12 protein-coding genes are annotated in these 16459 nt (G+C 42.8%); 2 read left to right on the forward strand and 10 right to left on the reverse strand.

Features of this window, described 5'->3' with window-relative positions; translation table 11 throughout:
- Positions 1–80 precede the first annotated feature (80 nt).
- Positions 81–695, reverse strand: a complete 615-nt coding sequence (locus PSE83_RS16365) for a LysE family transporter (RefSeq protein ID WP_004257687.1) — start codon at positions 693–695, stop codon at positions 81–83.
- A gap of 238 nt (positions 696–933) precedes the next feature.
- Between PSE83_RS16365 and folA the strand changes: the two genes are divergently transcribed.
- Positions 934–1428, forward strand: a complete 495-nt coding sequence (gene folA, locus PSE83_RS16370) for a type 3 dihydrofolate reductase (protein ID WP_272660989.1) — start codon at positions 934–936, stop codon at positions 1426–1428.
- A 73-nt stretch (positions 1429–1501) separates the two neighbouring features.
- Here folA and apaH read toward each other — a convergent pair whose 3' ends face one another.
- The 6 genes from apaH to lptD all read right to left on the reverse strand — a co-directional run bounded on the left by apaH (position 1502) and on the right by lptD (position 8519).
- Positions 1502–2329, reverse strand: coding sequence for a bis(5'-nucleosyl)-tetraphosphatase (symmetrical) ApaH (gene apaH / locus PSE83_RS16375; RefSeq protein ID WP_094961101.1), 828 nt, complete (start codon positions 2327–2329; stop codon positions 1502–1504).
- 2 nt (positions 2330–2331) lie between these two features.
- A complete protein-coding gene (apaG, locus tag PSE83_RS16380; RefSeq protein ID WP_004257676.1) occupies positions 2332–2709 on the reverse strand; it encodes a Co2+/Mg2+ efflux protein ApaG in 378 nt (125 codons plus the stop codon).
- 18 nt (positions 2710–2727) lie between these two features.
- A complete protein-coding gene (gene rsmA / locus PSE83_RS16385; protein WP_180312103.1) occupies positions 2728–3537 on the reverse strand; it encodes a 16S rRNA (adenine(1518)-N(6)/adenine(1519)-N(6))-dimethyltransferase RsmA in 810 nt (269 codons plus the stop codon).
- Positions 3534–4526, reverse strand: a complete 993-nt coding sequence (pdxA, locus tag PSE83_RS16390) for a 4-hydroxythreonine-4-phosphate dehydrogenase PdxA (RefSeq protein WP_272660997.1) — start codon at positions 4524–4526, stop codon at positions 3534–3536. Before pdxA ends, rsmA begins: the two co-directional genes overlap by 4 nt.
- On the reverse strand, positions 4510–5829 hold the full coding sequence (surA, locus tag PSE83_RS16395; protein ID WP_272660990.1) for a peptidylprolyl isomerase SurA: 1320 nt from the start codon (positions 5827–5829) through the stop codon (positions 4510–4512). The genes pdxA and surA overlap by 17 nt, the downstream gene beginning before the upstream one ends.
- Positions 5830–6146: 317 nt before the next feature.
- Positions 6147–8519, reverse strand: a complete 2373-nt coding sequence (gene lptD / locus PSE83_RS16400; protein WP_195698833.1) for an LPS assembly protein LptD — start codon at positions 8517–8519, stop codon at positions 6147–6149.
- A gap of 181 nt (positions 8520–8700) precedes the next feature.
- On the opposite strand from lptD, the gene djlA reads away from it, so the two are divergent.
- Positions 8701–9516 (forward strand): co-chaperone DjlA, encoded by an 816-nt coding sequence (gene djlA / locus PSE83_RS16405; protein ID WP_004257658.1) that lies wholly within the window; start codon positions 8701–8703, stop codon positions 9514–9516.
- A gap of 446 nt (positions 9517–9962) precedes the next feature.
- Here djlA and rluA read toward each other — a convergent pair whose 3' ends face one another.
- The 3 genes from rluA to PSE83_RS16420 form a co-directional block, all read right to left on the reverse strand.
- On the reverse strand, positions 9963–10616 hold the full coding sequence (gene rluA / locus PSE83_RS16410) for a bifunctional tRNA pseudouridine(32) synthase/23S rRNA pseudouridine(746) synthase RluA (protein ID WP_272660991.1): 654 nt from the start codon (positions 10614–10616) through the stop codon (positions 9963–9965).
- A gap of 144 nt (positions 10617–10760) precedes the next feature.
- Positions 10761–13667 (reverse strand): RNA polymerase-associated protein RapA, encoded by a 2907-nt coding sequence (gene rapA, locus PSE83_RS16415; protein WP_110591267.1) that lies wholly within the window; start codon positions 13665–13667, stop codon positions 10761–10763.
- Positions 13668–14044: 377 nt separating this feature from the next.
- Complete coding sequence (locus PSE83_RS16420; RefSeq protein ID WP_272660992.1) at positions 14045–16396, reverse strand: DNA polymerase II; 2352 nt, start codon at positions 16394–16396, stop codon at positions 14045–14047.
- Positions 16397–16459: the final 63 nt, after the last annotated feature.

Genomic DNA, 16459 nt, shown 5'->3' on the forward strand with positions numbered 1-16459 from the left:
CGGGAAAAACCACGCTTTTATCCCGCTTTGTCAACAACCTTAAGCAGGCATTTAGCCTGCTTTATTGAAGGATAACAAAGCTAGCTTAGCGCCACTCGAATACCAAAGGCGATTAATACAACGCCGAGAACCTTATCAACGTATTTTTGCACTTTTGCCAGGCCTTTTCTTACAGGGGCACTTTGGATTAAAAATACTAAAATAGGCCAGTAGATGACGGCTAAACCCCAAATAATAAAGGCAAACCACAGCTTTTCACCAACAGTAGAATTAATATCTAGCACTTGGGTAAAAACCGCTAAAAAGAACAGCGTGGCTTTTGGGTTTAATACATTACAGAGAAAACCTTGCATAAAGGCTTTTTTGAATGAAACAATTTCGTGTTTACTGGTTGTTAGATCAACGCTATGGCCGGATTGCGGAAGTAAGCTTTTGACACCGATCCAAATTAAATAGGCTGCACCCGCGTATTTTAAGATATTAAACAGCCAAGGCGTAGTTGTAATCAAGACAGCGAGGCCTGCAACACAGTAAGACATATGCAAAGCGATAGCGACTATCACACCACATGCGGACATTAATGCGGCAGAGCGTTGATAGCGTGCTGAATTTTTAACAATCAAAAAGAAATCTGGCCCTGGAGAAAGCATACCGAGTGCAGCGATGGTCGCAACCATAATACTCGTTTCGTACATGTTATAATCTCTTTTCCCGTTCAATGTTGGTAAATAAAAATGACCTGCTAATGACACTCACATTTAGACTGGTCTTAGAGGGTTCATTTTGTTTTTAAATGTTATTTTTAGTCATAAGTTTATCAATTCGAGTATAAGTGATTCAAACCTGTTTAAGGAAGTTTAAATTTAGTCGACGAAGCAATTCTCTTTCCGTATAGTGTGCTCAATTTTTATATCTTGTTTCTAAGGTGAGTAGATGAATATTAGCTTAATCGCAGCAATGGCGATCGATCAGGTTATCGGCATGGAAAAAGCGATGCCTTGGAATTTGCCGGGGGATCTAGCGTGGTTCAAACGAAATACGTTAAACAAACCGGTTATCATGGGCCGTGTTACCTATGAATCAATTGGGCGCCCATTGCCACAACGTGTGAATATTGTATTAAGTAGTGCTCCTGGTACTGATTCTAATGTTATTTGGGTAACGTCAATTGAAGAAGCATTGGCTGCAGCGCAAGCAATTGAAAATGTTGAAGAGGTGATGGTAATTGGCGGTGGTAAAGTTTATCAACAATTTTTACCGCTAGCGAATAAATTATATTTGACTCACGTTGATGCTGAAGTTATCGGAGATACTCATTTTCCGGCTTATGAGCCTGATGAATGGGATTCTATTTTTACCGAATACCATGAAGCTGACGAAAACAATACCCATGGTTATTGTTTTGAGATCCTAACTAAAAGAGACTAATTTTTAGTTAGAATGCAAAAATGGCGCTTAATTGCGCCATTTTGCTATAACTTGCAATTAACTAGGCAAAAAATTACTCTTTACGGCTTTTTTGATATGACTTTTGCCGGTGGTACTGCTTAGTTTCCCAATGGAATAGCGTTAATTCCCCTCCCCAGCAGCAACCCGTATCTAAAGCATAAACGTTATCAGGAGTGCATTTCCCTTCAAGGGATGCCCAGTGACCAAAAAACACTGAGTAATCCTCAGGAATTTTACTGGGTAGATCGAACCAGGGTTTTAGCGGAGCGGGCGCTTTTTTAGGGTTTTCCTTGCAAATCATATCTAGCTGTCCGTTTGGAAAACAGTAGCGCAGGCGTGTTAAGGCATTGGTACTAAAACGCAAACGAGCTAGCCCCATTAAGCTTTCAGACCAGTTATTTGGCATGTCACCATACATGGAGTCGATGAATAATGGATATGCATCACTAGACAGCACGGCTTCAACTTCCCTTGCACACATTCGTGCTGTTTCGATATCCCATTGTGGTGTTATACCTGCATGAGTCATCAAGATCTTTTTTTCTTCATCAATTTGTAATAAAGGTTGGCGACGTAACCAATTGATCAGTTCGTCAAGATCAGGTGCATGTAATAACTCATCGAGGTGATCTTTCGGCTTGTTACGACTAATTTTACAGTAAATTCCTAACAGATGGAGATCGTGGTTGCCAAGCACTAAACGTGCGGCAGAACCAAGGCTTTTTACATAGCGTAAAACTTGCAGTGATTCAGTTCCGCGGGCAATGAGATCGCCTGTTAACCACAGTGTGTCTTTGGTTGGATCAAAATGGACGCTTTCCATCAAGTCACGGAGCTCACGATAACAACCGTGAATATCACCTACTAAATATGTCGACATAATTAATTAATCAGTGTTGGGATAGCAAGACGAAAAGCAGGGATATCAACGTGGAAACTGTCCCCTTGTGTGCTTATCATCACATAATAACCTTCCATCGTACCCATTGGAGTTTCAAGGATTGCGCCACTGGTATAACGGTATTCTTTTCCTGGTGGGATAAGCGGTTGTTCACCAACCACGCCTTCACCTTGAACTTCGGTCTTATGGCCATCACTGTTAGTAATGAGCCAATAACGGCTCATTAATTGAATAGGCTCTCGTCCTAAATTACGAATGCAGATAGTGTAAGCAAACACATATCTCGCAATATCGGGTTGAGATTGGCTTTCTATATAGACACTCTGAACTTGGATGCTTACATTCGGCTCATTAAGCATAGTGCCTCCTTCAACAGACTATTCTGAACGGTTAGAGAGATAGTTTGCCATTTTACAATATTGTTCAACAGAAATATTTTCTGCTCGGGTACTTAAATCAATACCCAGTTCTGTTAACTCTTCAACGCTGAATAAATCCCCTAAACTATTACGAATCGTTTTACGGCGTTGGTTGAAAGCTTGTGTGGTAATACGGCTTAAAAATTTAATATCTTTTACCGGATACGGGTTTTCACGATGAGGAATCAACCTAACAATGGCTGAATCTACTTTTGGCGCTGGTGTAAATGCGGTTGGTGGTACTTCCAACACAGGCACCACGTTGCAATAATATTGCGCCATAACACTCAAGCGCCCAAAGGCTTTGCTACCTGGTCCTGCAACCAGACGATTCACCACTTCTTTTTGTAACATGAAATTCATGTCAGAAATAGAATTGGTGAATGTGAATAAGTGAAACATTAACGGTGTGGAGATGTTGTAAGGCAAGTTACCAAAAACGCGCAGGGGCTGGCCCGCTTGTTTGGCTAATTCACCAAAATCTACTGTCATTGCATCTTGCTGAATGATAGTCAATTTATCTTTTAGTTGAGGGTGAATGTGTAAACGTGCGGCAAGGTCACGGTCAAGTTCAACTACGGTCATTTTATCGATTCGGCTACCGACAGGTTCGGTTAAGGCACCTAAGCCGGGACCAATTTCTACAATGGACTGACCTGGCAGCGGGTTCATGGCATCCACGATGCTGTCGATAATAAATTGGTCAGTTAAAAAGTTCTGCCCGAAACGTTTGCGGGCAAAGTGCCCCTGATGGACTCGATTATTCATGTATTCTTAGATGTCATTTGGATAGCTAACTTTAATGCGGTGATAAAACTTCCCGCATCAGCATGACCCGTCCCCGCGAGCTCAAGGGCTGTCCCATGGTCGACAGAGGTACGGATAAAAGGCAGGCCGAGAGTGATATTTACTGCTCTGCCAAAACCTTGGTATTTTAACACAGGAAGGCCCTGATCGTGATACATTGCTAACACTGCGTCTGCATGGTTTAAATACTTAGCTTGAAATAGGGTATCTGCAGGCAATGGCCCAATCAAATTAATTCCTTTTGTACGTAGGCTTTCAAGTGCAGGCTCTATAGTATCAATTTCTTCGGTACCCATATGGCCGCCTTCTCCTGCATGTGGATTTAAACCACAAACATAGATGGCCGGTTTTTCAATACCAAATTTTGTTTGTAAATCATGGTGTAAAATGGTGATGACTTCATGCAGGCTTTGTTGGGTAATAGCGGCCGACACGTCCTTGAGTGGTAGATGCGTTGTGGCTAATGCAACACGCAGTTCTTCGGTAGCTAGCATCATAACAACGCGTTCACAGCCACTTCGTTGTGCAAAAAATTCAGTGTGACCACTAAATGACATGCCTGCATCATTAATAATCCCTTTATGTACGGGACCTGTTACAAGCGCTGAAAATTCGCCATTTAAACAGCCGTCACATGCTTTTGCTAAGCTCTCCACAACATATTGGCCATTATCAACATTGAGTACACCTGCCTTTGCAGGCGTTGCTAAATGAACAGGTAGAACGGATAACTGACCTGCAGGCTGTACTTCATTAATTGAATTGGGGGAATATTCAGTTAATGTCAGAGGCAAATTTAGCGCTTTGGCACGCTGGAGTAATAAATCAGGATCGGCACAAGCAACCAACTCAACAGGCCATTGCTGTTGAGCTAGCTGAATAAGTAGGTCTGGACCAACCCCGGCTGGCTCGCCGGGGGTGATAACAATAGGATTAATTTGTTTTTTCATCTGTAGATTGGCTGTCACGACCATCAACCATTTTCACGTAAGCAGAAGCACGTTGTTCTTGCATCCAGCTTTGTGCTTCTTCGTTAAATTTACGATTAAACAGTAAACGGTAAGCTTGATCTTTTTGCGCCGCGTCTGTTTTATCAACGTTGCGTGTGTCTTCTAATTGAATTAGGTGCCATCCAAAGTTTGATTGAACAGGTTGGCTTAATTCACCTTTATTCAGTCTCATTAGCGCATCGCGGAAAGCTGGGTCATAGATATCAGGCATATTCCAACCTAATTCACCGCCTTTTAACGCACTACCTGGGTCTTCAGAATTTTCTTTTGCTGCATCTTCAAATGAGATTTTGCCTGAACGAATTTCCTGAGCAATTTTGGTTAATTTTTGTCTTGCCTGTGCATCATCCATAATTGGTGATGACTTAATCAAGATGTGGCGTGCTTTCACTTCTGTGACAGAAATAGGTTGGCTGCCACCACTGACATCGTTAACACGTAAAATATGGTAGCCGACACCAGAGCGAATAGGGCCGACAACATCACCTTTTTTCGCATTTTTCAGTTGTTCAGCAAACACAACGGGTAATTCTTGCAGGCGTGACCAACCCATATTACCGCCTTTCAGTGCTTGAGGATCTGCTGAATAAGCGATAGCTAACTTACCGAAATCTCCGCCTTTTTTCAGTTCATCTAAAATTTTATTTACTAACGCTTCAGCGGTTTTTAGCTGTTCTTGTGTTGGATTTTCGGCTAATGGGATCAAGATATGACTTAGGTTAACGCCCATTTCGTAATTTGCTTGTGAGCTCATTTGTTCAGCAAGCGAATCAACTTCTTGAGGTAAAATGGTAACACGGCGGCGAACTTCATTGTTACGCACTTCAGCAATCAGCATCTCTTTACGAATTTCGCTACGATATTGATTCATATTGATGCCATCTGCGGTTAAACGCTGTTGCATTTGCTGCAATGTTAAACCGTTTTGACGAGCGATATCAGTAATAGTTGCATCTACGGCTTCATCTGGAATATTGATTTGCATTTGGCTAGCCATTTGCAAAATGATGTTATCCATAACGAGACGCTCAAGGATCTGATGACGCAGAGTTTGATCATCAGGCACCTGTTGACGTGCGTTCTGAGCATTCAGTTTTACCGTGTTGATCATATTCTGGACGTCACTTTCCAGCACAACACCGTTATTGACGACCGCAGCGACTTTATCCATTTGCTGAGGCGCAGCCAAAGCAGTGGAGCTTGCGAACATCAGTCCCAGAATAAGCGTTCTCCAATTCTTCATAATGGTCCTATAAATATTGACTTTGATTCCGCAAAAGCGGGCTAATCTCTTTTTACTCGTCATACTTCAAGTTGCAGTGTTGTTGACTGCGCTCACTCGCACTAGTCACATACTTGTGTATGCTCCTAGCGACTCAGTCACTTGTCGCCTAACTGCACCTCGAATTATTTAGAGTAAATGCTCGTCATACTTCAAGTTGCAGTGTTGTTGACTGCGCTCATTCGCACTAGTCACATACTTGTGTATGCTCCTAGCGACTCAGTCACTTGTCGCCTAACTGCCCCTGAGTTATTGACAGTAACTCTATGTTATTTTTATCAGAAAGCACGTTGATAAGGCATAATGCCACTTTCTAACATCTTCTGACTACCTAAACTATGATTGTTATTTAGGCCTCTAAGTTCCACATTGATTGACCATTTATTGTCATATTCACTGCTGAACTTCTCTTTTTGCCAACCAACTATCTTACGTTCATAGCCAAGGTTGACCGCCCAGCAGCAAGTATTGTATTGCAAACCAACAAGTTGGCTCGCAGGTTGCTGTTGTTTGGTATCATAATAATATGAGCCCACAAAACCCCAGCGCTCGCTTAATGGCCAACTAACTACAGTACCCACTTGTGAAATACCACGTTGGTATTCAGGCAGCGTATAGGTATAGCCGCCATTCGCAGTATCTTCACGACGGAAGGTTGCTTGAATATAATCGCGGTCAACGAAACGGTAGTTCAACTGAACTAAACGATCGGCATCTAAACGGTATTCTGCAACCGCATTCCCCATGGTGACATTACCGAGGCGGCGGTCATATTGTAAACCACCACGCAAGCCCCAATTATCATCAATTCGCCACATAGAGTCAGTGGCCCACAATAATGAGCCAGTGTTACTTTTATCATCAATTGGGCGATTTGAATCACCCGCACGTGGGCGTTCGAAATAATAAATTTGACCCACTGAGAAATTAAACCGCTCAGCTAAAGCATCATCATACACGCGGGTTGTAACACCTGTGGTGAACTGGTTTGCAGAGGCGATACGGTCAAGGCCACTGTAAATTCGGTCACGGAATAAACCGCTATAGTCTGACTGCAATAATGAAGAGTCAAAGTTATTGATATTGTCTTGATCTTTATACGGAATATACAAATATTGGACACGTGGTTCTAATGTTTGAACGAAATCGCTGCCTTGGAAAAGGTCTCGTTCGAAGACAACTTTTGCATCGCTTTTAAACATAGGCAGAACGCGCGTCACATTTTTTTCTAAGCTTTTATCCGTATTTGAGCGAGGGATATCTTGGTCGTAATGCGTCGCATACAGTTTGATACTGTTATTCATATTTGCCCAGCCATTAGATAATGGCAGGTTCACTTCAGGCTCAATGTGTAAGCGAGTTGCATCTGGGTTATTTTTCCCCACACTCGTAAAACGGGCAGCTTGTGCGTATGTATGCACATCAAAGGCACCTAAATTATTTTTATAATAATTGAAGTCCACCTGTGGCTCTGCTTTATAAGCACGCTTGTTGGGGTTATCCGCAAAAATTTGGAATTGTTTGTGAGTGACTTTCGCATTCCAGTTTGTATCTGAATAACCTGCACTGAATTTTTGCGTGGCGTAGCCATCAGTGGTGTTACCGTACTGGGAACTAAAGTCAGTAAAATAGCTAGGGTCGCTCACTTTGGTATAGTCAGAGCTAAAATTCCAGTGCCCTGCATAAGTCCCAGAATGGCGCCAGTAGAATAACCAGCGGTCATCGCTATCACGATCTTCACGCTTACCACGTTCTTTGTCTTTGATATAAGCTCGGTCATGATTTAGAAAATCAAAGGCCACGGTTCCTGTACCAGGAGCAATGAGGTAACGGAATTCATTATTTAATTTTACACCACGGTGGGTCATAAATTGAGGTGTAATCGTGGCATCGTAGTTTGGCGCAATATTCCAATAATAGGGTAATGAAAACTCTAGCCCATCGTTACTTGAATAACTCCCAGTCGGAATTAAGAAACCGGAACGACGTTTATTACCAATTGGTAATTGCATATATGGGCTATAGAAAATAGGCACGTCACCGACTTTAAAACGTGCATGCCAAATTTCAGCGACTTCTTCTTCGCGGTCGATTATCACTTCAGAGCCTGCAACGCTCCAGCTATTATTGCCGGGTAAACAGGTCGTGAACGTGCCGTTTTCCATAATTGAATAACGGTTTTCACCACGCATTTTCATTTTTTTCGCGTCACCACGCCCCTGACGGCCTACCATCATGTAGTTACCATCATTCACATCCGTGTTTTTATTATCTAAGTTAGACCACGCAGAAGGGCCTTTTAAGATAATTTGTGGGTCATCGTAGTGAACATTTCCGGTTGCCGTGACTTCGCGCACAGGGAGTTCACCCGCTGTTTCTGTTTGGGTGAGCTTCACATTATCAGCGGTTAATGTTTGGTTCCCTTGTTGAATATCGACATTACCTTCATATTCAACAAAATTAGGGTATTCACCACGGACATCCTCAGCGGTAATGTGAATCGGCAGGTCGTTAGGGTCACCTTTTACAATCGGTTTTGTGTAAACAGGGACACCCAGCATACACTGCTGTGCAAGGTCAGCATGCGCTTGCTGACTATAAATTGCCGCCCATACCATGGTGGCGAGTAGTGTTGGATAGCTTTTTTTCATCATTAAATATGGGGTTCCGTCATCATTGGCATCGCCAGCAAACGCTCAAAGACTAACTTAGCCAACCACTTTGCGCCAGTATAATGTAAGAAACTTTACGCGCGGGTAGTTATGCATAGAGCTGAATGAATAGTATGATAATGCAAAATTGCATTTTGAGCATTGAAGAATTGAGGGATATATGCACTATTGGGGCAAAATTATTGGCGTTATACTCGCAATCGTCTCTGGATTGGGTTTTTGGGGGGCGCTAATTGGGTTAATTATTGGGCATGGTTTTGATAAAGCATCGATTCAACGTAAATTTGCAGGGAGAATGAATAAGCGTGATCGCCAAATTATTTTCTTTGCTAGCACTTTCCAAATTTTGGGGCATTTAACGAAGTCCAAAGGCCGTGTAACCGAGACAGATATTCAGCTTGCAACCAATTTAATGGACAGAATGCAATTACACGGAGAAACACGAAAAGCGGCTCAACAAGCATTTAGAGAAGGCAAATCCCCTAACTTTCCATTACGTGATGTATTAAAACAATTACGTATGGCCTGTTATGGCCGTTTTGACTTGATTCAGATGTTTCTGGAAATTCAATTACAGGCAGCTTTTGCAGATGGGCAGCTACACCCAAACGAAAGAAAAGTGCTGTTTATCATTGCTGAAGAGTTAGGTATTTCTAAGGTTCAGTTTGAACAGTTCTTGGATATGATCCAAAGTGGTCGCCAATTTGGCCAAGGGTACTCTCAGCAGCAATCAGGAGGGTATTATCAGCAATCGAATGGCCCAACCCTTGAAGATGCTTGTAAAGTCCTTGGTGTGTCCCCGAGTGATGACCCAACAAAAATTAAGCGTGCCTATCGTAAATTAATGAGCGAACATCACCCAGATAAATTGGTTGCGAAAGGTTTGCCGCCAGAAATGATGGAGATTGCTAAGCAAAAGGCGCAGTCTATCCAAGCAGCTTATGACTTAGTCAAGAAGGAGCTCGGCTTTAAATAAATTTCCCTGTCATATTTCGCGCCGCAGCGTTGTTGGCTGCGCTCGCGCACCCTAGTCACATACTTGTTGTATGCTCCTAGGGATTTGCTCTCTTGCCGCCTAGCTGCAACACGAACTATTTAAGGGAAATCAGGTTAACGAAGAAAAACCAAAAAATCTCGCTTTGTTGGCTGCGCTCGCGCACCCTAGTCACATACTTGTGTATGCTCCTAGGGATTTGCTCTCTTGCCGCCTAGCTGCATCACGAACTATTTAGGGGAAATCAGGGGAATAATTAAAATGGATTATTTCGCTCCCGTTTTTTGTTGGCTGCGCTCGCGCACCCTAGTTACATAGTTATGTATGTTCTTAGGGTAAAAACAAACGGGAAAATAATCAGCGCAAAAACAGAGTGAGTTAATTTCTGCACTGGTAATATTGAAATCTAATCAATCGATTAGAGACCGTTAAAAATCCGGTGGGCAGGTAAAATGCATTGACGTGCCGTATTCAGGGTGGGTGATGTATAATTCCTGAGCATGTAATTGTAAGCGAGTAGCTAGCGCTTTGGCCTCATCTTGTGCATAGAAGCGATCACCAAGGATAGGGTGACCTAACGCTAACATATGGACTCTAAGTTGGTGCGAACGACCCGTAATAGGGGAAAGCTTTACACGAGTGGCTTGTTCTTCATATTGTAAAACTTGGTACTCGGTTTGTGCTGATTTCCCTGTTTCGAAACACACTTTTTGCTTAGGGCGGTTTGGCCAATCACAAATTAGCGGCAAATCAACCAAGCCTTCTTCTTTTTCTAAATGACCCCAAACACGAGCAATATAGAATTTTTTCGGCTCACGCTCTCTAAATTGGCGTTTAAGTTCGCGTTCAGCTTTTTTGTGCAGTGCCACAACCATGACGCCACTTGTCGCCATATCTAACCGATGTACGGATTCAGCGGCGGGAAAATCACGCTGAACACGGCTCATAATGCTGTCATGGTGCTCCGGCGCTTTTCCGGGAACAGAGAGTAACCCGCTAGGTTTATTCACCACAATGATGTGATCATCTTGGTAAAGTATATGCAACCAAGGTTCAATAGCAGGTTGGTAGGGTTCCATCATAACGTGTGTAACTCCGAAGCTTTTAAATAATTTCTCCCTCAGATGAGGGAGAAATAAGTGACTATTTTAGTTTACGCTTACTATAATTCAAATTACTAATAATAAGCTATTTGAATGAGCGACAGCGTACTCACAGCAAGTCGGCTACTGATGAGTTACCACAACTAAACGAATCGCATCTAGTCGCCATGTAGCTTGGTCGATATTAGTCATCAGTTGTTGGCGTTCTTCCTCAATAATATCAAGTTCTTCATCACGGATATTTGGGTTGACCGCTTTTAGTGCTTCTAAACGAGAAAGCTCCAACGTTAGCGCCTTATCAGCCGCTTCTTTTGCATTCTCTATCAATGCTTTGGCTTCTTTTTCGATCATTGGCTCAGATAAGCGTAATACCGAATGAACCTCATTTTGTACTGCATTGACCAGTTTGCTTGCCATATGGCGGTTAATGGCATTTAATTGGCGGTTAAAACTTTCAAACTCAACTTGAGATGATAAGTTATTACCTTTTAAATCAATTAATAAGCGTACCGGAGTTGCGGGTAAGAAACGGCTAATTTGCAGGTTCTTAGGTGCTTGAGCTTCCACAACGTAAATCAGTTCAGTCAATAAGGTGCCAACAGGCAGCGCTTTGTTTTTCAATAAAGAAACCGCACAGCTGCCGGTATCGCCAGATAGCACTAAATCTAAACCATTACGAATAATAGGGTGCTCCCAGCTGATAAATTGCGTATCTTCACGAGAAAGTGCTTGCTCTCTATCAAACGTGATGGTGCAACCATCTTGAGGAAGTCCTGGGAAATCAGGTACTAACATATGGTCTGAAGGTGTGAGGATAATCAGGTTATCACTTTTATCTTCTTGATTAATACCGACAATATCAAAAAGATTGAGTGCAAAGTTAACCAATTCGGTATCGTTATCACCTTCACCAATTTCTTCAGCCAACAGATTGCCAGACTCGCCACCGTTTGAATGCATTTCAAGCAAACGGTCACGGCCTTGTTCCAATTGTAATTTCAAGCTGTCATGCTCTGCACGGCAGGTTTTAATAAAATCATCAAAACCTTCTGTGACTGTCGGTTCAGCCATAAATTGCAGTAATGGTTGGTAGTATTTATCGTAGATAGCTCGGCCTGTTGGGCAGGTATGTTCAAAGGCATCTAAGCCTTCGTGATACCAGCGGATCAACACAGATTGTGCGGTATTTTCTAAATAAGGCACATGAATGCTGATATCACGGCTTTGTCCAATACGGTCTAAACGGCCGATACGTTGCTCAAGTAAGTCTGGATTAAACGGCAGGTCGAACATCACCAACTGGTTAGCAAATTGGAAGTTACGCCCTTCAGAACCGATTTCAGAACATAATAGAACCTGCGCGCCTTCTTCTTGAGATGCAAAATAGGCAGCCGCTCGGTCTCGTTCTAATAACGATAACCCTTCGTGGAAAACGGCAGCACGAATCGCTTCGCGTTCACGTAACACTTGCTCCAATTGTAGTGCGGTTGCGGCTTTCGCGCAGATCACTAACACTTTTTCATGGCGGTTTGCGGTCAAAAAGCCCATTAACCACTCAACCCGCGGGTCAAAGTTCCACCACGTGGCGTTTTCACCTTCGAACTCTTGGTAAATTTGCTCAGGGTAGAGCATTTCTTTTGCACGTGTTTCAACGTCTTTTTTACTGCCCATAATACCAGCCACTTTAATTGCGGTTTGGTATTGGGTGGGCAATGGCATTTTTAACGAATGCAATTCACGACGAGGGAAGCCTTTGACACCATTTCGGGTATTTCTGAACAACAGGCGGCTAGTACCATGGCGGTCCATTAACATGTTGATCAGCTCTTGGCGCGCAGCATTGCCATCTTCACCTTCAAGATTTGCAGCCTTTAGCAGTGGTTCGATATCTTGTTCTTTGATTAATTCGTTAAGTAAATTTTGCTGGTCATTAGTCAGTTTGTCACCCGACAGCAACAGTGAAACCGCATCAGCAACAGGACGGTAGTTTTCTTGCTCAGCAATAAAGTCTTGGTAATCATGAAAACGGCTAGGGTCAAGTAAACGCAAGCGAGCGAAGTGGCTTTCTTGGCCAAGTTGCTCTGGTGTTGCCGTTAATAGCAAAATAGAAGGAATATTTTCAGCTAATGTTTCAATAACTTGATATTCGCGGCTCGGGGCGGTCTCACTCCACTGTAAGTGGTGAGCTTCGTCGACGACCATCATATCCCAGCCTGCTTCAACTAATTGGTCAAAACGCTGCTTGTTACGACGGACGAAATCCAGTGAACACAGAACGAGTTGTTCTGTTTCAAATGGGTTATCACTATCATGCTGTGCTTCACTGTAACGGCTATCATCAAACAAAGAAAAACGCAGATTAAAGCGGCGTAGCATCTCAACCAGCCATTGGTGCTGTAAGCTATCAGGAACAATAACTAAGACGCGCTCTGCACGGCCTGCCATTAATTGCTGGTGGATAATCATCCCCGCTTCAATGGTTTTACCTAAGCCGACTTCGTCAGCGAGTAATACACGCGGATGGTGGCGTTTTCCCACTTCATTGGCAATATGTAATTGGTGTGGGATCAGACTTGCACGAATACCGCGTAGGCCTGTCGCTTGATGTTTGACTTGCTCGCTTTGGAATTTGCGCGCACGAAAGCGTAAAGCGAAACGGTCCATACGGTCAATTTGCCCAGCAAATAGACGATCTTGCGGCTTATTGAATGTGAGCTTGCTGTCGAGGAACACTTCTCTAAGGCTCACACCGGTTTCTTGCGTATCTAAACGTGTGCCGATGTAAGTCAATAATCCTTTATCTTCTTCAATGCTTTCAACTTGAAGTTGCCAGCCTTCGTGGCTGGTAATGGTATCACCTTCATTAAACATCACTCGGGTAATAGGGGCATCACTGCTAGAGTAAAGGCGGTTTTCGCCACTAGCAGGAAAAAGCAACGTTACCATACGGGCATCAATTGCCACGACGGCACCTAATCCAAGTTCGCTTTCTGTATCGCTGATCCAGCGTTGACCAAGAGTAAATGGCATAGATTTAACTTAATTCCATAAAATTGAGAGTTTATTTTTTAGATTTTTTAAGACAATTTTTATCAGTGTCTTCGCCCAGTGTTGGTGTAGCTCATTAATAGTTACACAAGGAAGAGTTCGAATTATTTTAAAAATAGTCGTTACCTGATGATTAATTATACACATTTAATTATTCAAATTGCAGCAAAGTGAGCACTAAGGCGTTTGCTGGGCTTGTGGCCGAGACAATGAGTCAGTCTATTTGAATTATAATGAGTATTGTTGATTATCACGCATAATTTGTGTAGCCAGACGTGCGAGACACCAAAGGGGCGATATATTAATTCAACCGAAGGCTATCGTCACCTGTTAAAAAAACATCAAAGGTAGAATAAATTTTAAAACAACAGGGTAATTTGCCCAGTTAGCAGGGTATCAAAGTCATCTTGTAAGAAAGGCAAGATAGCATCTGCTATTGGTTTGATTTGCTTGGAAATATAATGTTCGTAATCCGGTTTTGCCGTGATGATTTCCAGCGGTTCAGGCCCTGCCTGAGTGATAATATAGTTTATCCAACCACCATTTTGATATTGCAAAGGGCGCTGTAATTTTAAATTATAGTCATCAGCGGTACGAGCAGCTCGAACATGCGGAGGAACATTTTTTTGGTAATCAGTCAATTTTCGGCGCAGGCGTTTACGGTAAACTAAACGGTCATCATATTGGCCTGAACGAATATTTTGCACATATTCACGAATATATTCACGGTAAGGTTGGCGATAAAAAATACGGGTATAGAGCTCTTTTTGGAATATTTGTGCTAAGGGGGTCCAGTCTGAGCGAATGGTTTCCAGCCCTCTAAATACCATGGTGTCTTTACTCAGCCCTGCATAGCGTTTTTTACTCCCCATTTCAGCACCACGTACCGTTGGCATCAAAAATCGGCGGTAATGGGTTTCATATTCAAGCTCTAAAACCCCCTCTAATTGCCATTCTTCAGCTAAATGTTTTTTCCACCAGCTATTCACGTAATCACGTAAAGCAAAGCCAATTTTTTGCGCTTGCTCTTCATTGTGGGCGTCTCGTAACCATACAAATGTGGAGTCGGTATCCCCATAAATAACTTGGTAACCCTGTGACTCAATCAAACGTTTGGTTGTACGCATAATTTCATGGCCACGCATGGTGATTGATGCAGTCAGTCTTGGGTCAAAAAAACGGCACCCTTCAGCGCCTAGTACCCCAGCAAATGCGTTCATAATAATTTTCAACGCTTGGGATAGTGGCGCATTATGCTCTTTTTTGGCTTTATCCCGTTCTTGCCAGATATGGCTGACAATATCGGGTAAACAGTGGGTTGTACGAGAAAACCAAGCTTGGCGAAAACCAGGAACAGAATATTCAAGGTCTGGATGCGCTAATCCTTCAATCATACCCGCAGGGTCGATGAGAAAAGTTCTAATAATTGAAGGATATAGGCTTTTATAATCCAAAACTAATACGGAGTCATATAGCCCAGGTTGGGAGTCCATGACAAAGCCCCCGGGGTTCAGTTGCATTTTATGTTCCGTCAGGTTGGGAGCGATAAAGCCAAGGCGGTGTAGACGGGGAATATAAAGGTGTGAGAATGCTGCGACAGATCCGCCCATTTTATCAACAGCAAGGCCAGTTACTGTTGAACGTTCTTGCAAGAAAGCCATTAAATCCGTTTTTTCAAAGATCCGATGGACTAAAATACAATCTTGAATATTGTAGTGTGCTAGAGCGGGTTTATCGTGAGCAAAGCGGCGGTTGATTTCATCCATTCGGTCATAAGGGGTATCAATCGCTTTACCTTCGCCAAGGAGTTCTTGAGCGACAAACTCTAAACTAAATGATGAAAAACTCCATGTTGCTGCTTTTAATGCATCAATACCATCAATAATTAACCGGCCTTCAGCAGCGGCAAAAAATACCCCTTGCTTAAAGCCATGCTCTCGCCACTCCAATTTTTTGTTTTGTCGACCAAACAATAATGGGATGCCATAACGCTCTGCATGTTTTTGTAATACTTGTAGGTCGAATTGGATTAGGTTCCAACCAATGATGGCATCAGGGTCGTATTGGTGAAGCCATTCATTGAGTTTATGAAGTAATTGCGGGCGGCTATTCACATAGATTAAGCGATGTTCAGCGCTCAATGCAGGCCCTTGTTCTGGCCCCAACATAAATACCACGTTGTCACCACAGCCAGACAGCCCTATAGAATAGAGTTCACCATGTTGACTGGTTTCGATATCAAGGGAAACGGCCTTGACTAAGGGGCGGTAGCCTTCGCAAGGTTTTAGTTGAAACTCCCCTTGCTGATTTCGAGAAAACCAGGCAGAGGCCGCGATAAAGCGTTCCATTAGATACCGTTCACTTGGGCGAATATCGGTTTCTAATAATTCAACACCCAATTCGTTGCAGTTTTTTTCAAGGTTCTGTAATTGTCGATATTGGTGGCAATAAATCGCATAGACCTTTTCACGTTTAAAATCAATTAATTCAAGAAGCCGATAGGTAATATTGGGTTGTTCATCTAATAGGTGTTTTACTCGAGGAAATTGAGATTCAGCTAAAAAACCAATGGCTTTTTGATAGGGAACAGTGACCTTTTGTGGTTGGTTATCAGTGAGTAGCCAATAAGAGACCTCGACACCGTGACGGGTGTCTTTCCAGTGACGGCTAAGAATAAAGCCTCTTTCTGCTGGAGCGATAAGTTGGGTCATTAGGCTACTCGCATAAAACTTGCATAAAAAATAGTTACGATAAATATACGCGAATAGTGTGAA

The sequence above is a fragment of the Providencia sp. PROV150 genome (assembly GCF_028481025.1).
In the GTDB taxonomy this organism is placed as follows: domain Bacteria; phylum Pseudomonadota; class Gammaproteobacteria; order Enterobacterales; family Enterobacteriaceae; genus Providencia; species Providencia hangzhouensis.

Excerpts from the sequence above, each read along its gene's own strand:
- PSE83_RS16365 (WP_004257687.1), bottom strand. The coding sequence starts at position 695 with ATGTACGAAACGAGTATTATGGTTGCGACCATCGCTGCACTCGGTATG.
- folA (WP_272660989.1), top strand. The coding sequence starts at position 934 with ATGAATATTAGCTTAATCGCAGCAATGGCGATCGATCAGGTTATCGGC.
- apaH (WP_094961101.1), bottom strand. The coding sequence starts at position 2,329 with ATGTCGACATATTTAGTAGGTGATATTCACGGTTGTTATCGTGAGCTC.
- apaG (WP_004257676.1), bottom strand. The coding sequence starts at position 2,709 with ATGCTTAATGAGCCGAATGTAAGCATCCAAGTTCAGAGTGTCTATATA.
- rsmA (WP_180312103.1), bottom strand. The coding sequence starts at position 3,537 with ATGAATAATCGAGTCCATCAGGGGCACTTTGCCCGCAAACGTTTCGGG.
- pdxA (WP_272660997.1), bottom strand. The coding sequence starts at position 4,526 with ATGAAAAAACAAATTAATCCTATTGTTATCACCCCCGGCGAGCCAGCC.
- surA (WP_272660990.1), bottom strand. The coding sequence starts at position 5,829 with ATGAAGAATTGGAGAACGCTTATTCTGGGACTGATGTTCGCAAGCTCC.
- lptD (WP_195698833.1), bottom strand. The coding sequence starts at position 8,519 with ATGAAAAAAAGCTATCCAACACTACTCGCCACCATGGTATGGGCGGCA.
- djlA (WP_004257658.1), top strand. The coding sequence starts at position 8,701 with ATGCACTATTGGGGCAAAATTATTGGCGTTATACTCGCAATCGTCTCT.
- rluA (WP_272660991.1), bottom strand. The coding sequence starts at position 10,616 with ATGATGGAACCCTACCAACCTGCTATTGAACCTTGGTTGCATATACTT.
- rapA (WP_110591267.1), bottom strand. The coding sequence starts at position 13,667 with ATGCCATTTACTCTTGGTCAACGCTGGATCAGCGATACAGAAAGCGAA.
- PSE83_RS16420 (WP_272660992.1), bottom strand. The coding sequence starts at position 16,396 with ATGACCCAACTTATCGCTCCAGCAGAAAGAGGCTTTATTCTTAGCCGT.